Origin of the sequence: Aquiflexum sp., from assembly GCF_041751335.1 — a bacterium.
Lineage (GTDB): Bacteria > Bacteroidota > Bacteroidia > Cytophagales > Cyclobacteriaceae > Aquiflexum.
On sequence record NZ_JBGSXS010000025.1, the window covers coordinates 1 to 2,833 of the forward strand.

A 2,833-nucleotide genomic window follows, 5' to 3' on the forward strand; every position below is an offset into this window, starting at 1 on the left:
GGGCCGAAAGCGTATAACTTTCCTTTTCCGATGGGGGCTTCAAAAGCCACTACTCCATTTCTTAGGTAAGACTCACCCCATGCCCAACCGGACACCAAAGGTGATTCTGTTCCAAACCAAGCCAATGGTTTGACTCCCTGCATCAGAGCATCGGGAGCCAGGTTGAACACAGGACTGTTATTGTACACCATATTGGCTGTACTACCCATTCCCCAATTGGCAGGATGACTGGAATCCAAGGTTGCCTTCAAAATACTTCCTGGAATGTAAAACTTATCACCAGGAAGATTTCTTTGTTTGCCATCCGCCATAGTTTCCATTAGTGCATTGGTAACAGGCAAACCCAAATCGTAGGCCAAAGAAGTACTGGCACCAACAGTCACAACACTGCCACCATCTTCCATAAATTTCTTCAATTCAGGGACAGATTTGTCTTTGGTAAGATTTCCTAACAGTTTGTGGTACTGCGCATCTATGTCTTCTTCTTTTGGTTGACCACTCCAACTTCTGACTGTTCCAGGTGCACCGGGTCCAATAAATAAGATCACATCATATTTTGCTTTCAGATTACCTGCATCGATATCTTTAGGATAAATCACTTGGAAGGGGAAGTTGTATTGTTCCAACATCCACCTGACCCAGCCTGAAGGCATAGAACCTCCATAGTGGTCAAACAAGGCAACTTTTGCGGGTTTAACCTGAACTGTTCCTGAGGGCCTTGAAGTAGAAATCATTTTCACACCATAATCTTTCGCAGCCTTCTCCAATATGGCTTTCCCTCCAGAAACAAAGAAACTTCCTGCAGGCAAACCAGAAACTGCACTCGTAGTACGGGAAACATTTACCCCTGACTTCAACAAATCATTGACAACGATGAAGGTATTGTTAGCCCTTGCATCGATCAGAACAGATCCTCCCGGAACCCGTGTTGCCGGGAACTCCAGAACTTCTCCATAAGGCAGTGCTTCAAAAGGACCCGTAAATCCATCCAATATCCTATCGAACTCCACTCCCATTTGAAAGGCCAAAGTCCAGCCTGCTGCGTCATAAGGTCTTTTTGGAGGACCTCCAGGATATTCGAAATCATTGGGGTGATCCTGTGGCTCAAACATATCCAACAAATGAGGTCTGAATGCCTGTGCGGATTTAAAAACAAGCGAACCCTTCGGATAATTCTTTCCTGCCACTGTGAAGGCATCTGTAGCACGATGAACCTGAATACCGGATTTGATCAGGGCATTGGCAAACCTGATGGCTGTCGGAAAATCAGGTTGATCAGAGGACAGTATAAATCCTCTTGGATCTCTTAGATTCAAGTCCTTAAATACAGAATCGAAAAACTGAACAGGCAAACCACTTCTCATGCCATAATAGGCCATTTCAGGGTCATCAGCAGATTTCTTGGCTTTTGAATCTTCAAATGCTTGCTGAACTGCAGCAGATCTTTTAGGATATTTGGTCCAATGATCCATATTACCTCTTTCGATGCTGTTTTTGCCCATTTTGTAAATATTGAATAACAGCGCATCGGAATTCCTACTGGCAAAATCCAAAATCGCATAGTTCATGGTAACTGAATAATCAATTGATTTTTTGAAGTTCCAGGGTTGCGGCTCAATTGGATAGGGAGTGGCGTGAGTTGGAATTAATCTTTCAGGAACCAAAGGTATCACAGATGGTGTCGGACTTCCTGTAGTCTCAGTCAGGACACCGATCATATTGTGAAAATAGGGCGTGGTACGAAGACCGCCATTCCACCAAGATGAAAACACAGAACCTCCCAATCGGGTGTATCCGGGTTTACCTTCGATATTGAGTCTGTTGATCATGGCAGCGCCTACACCATCCAAACTTGTCATGATCAAGGGATCAAATACATGGTTGAAAGGATCACGATAAGGAGGTCCAGCCACAACAGTTCCTGCCGGAGAAGTCTGATGATGGTTATAGATAATCTGAGGCAACCACTCTACATATTGTTGAAGAGATGTGTTGGTGGTTTCCTTCATGTTGTTCATAAAGAAATCCCTGTTATTGTCATGCCCTACATATTTTTGGTACATGTAAGGAGAGCTCATATTTCTCTTTTTGACATCTTCAGGACCCATGTACCAATTGGTGATGATCTCATGACCATCAGGATTGGTATGTACCATCAATATGATCAAGTCGTTGAGAATACGCATATTTTCTGGATCATTCCTTGTCACAAGATCATAGTAGGTCGGTATCATTTGATGGGATCCAACAGTTTCTGTAGAATGAAGACCTCCATCAATCCAAACTATTGCTTTTCCTTCCAATGAAAGCTTTTTAGCTTCATCCTCACCGATTTCTGCACGACCGAGAACTTGTGAGATTTCTTTGTAACGCTCCAGCTTTTGATGGTTTTCCGGAGAAGTAATGATCATCATGGGCATCTGCCTGCCCTCTTCTGTTGGGCCAATTTCTATAAATTTTACCCGATCGGATAATTCTGCCACTTTTCTAAAATAGGCATCTGTATCTGTATATGTGGCCAATTTGTAATCATCACCGATCTCAAATCCAAAATGTTCTTTGGGAGTCGGAATTTTTTGTGCATAAACAAAAGCGCTTGTACAAATTGCCAATACAAGGGATAAGTATATTTTTTTCATCATAAAATTTTGATTAGCTATTTTCTAAAAATACATCGGCTAACCTTCCAAAGCAAAAGAGCCCTTTTGATCGGAAATAAAAAGGTTTGATTGGTATTTGTTTGGCTTTGAACTTACAGCCCTCTTTTGGTTTCGTCCTCTTTCCTATGATGATAATTCCCAATTCCTTAAATTAGGAAAGGATTAAAAAACAG

1 protein-coding gene is annotated in these 2,833 nt (G+C 42.2%); it reads right to left on the reverse strand.

Annotated elements, in window-relative coordinates; genetic code table 11:
- A partial coding sequence (locus ACEW8U_RS01360; protein ID WP_373520238.1) for a M14 metallopeptidase family protein occupies positions 1-2,642 on the reverse strand: 2,642 nt, incomplete at its 3' end.
- Positions 2,643-2,833 lie beyond the last annotated feature (191 nt).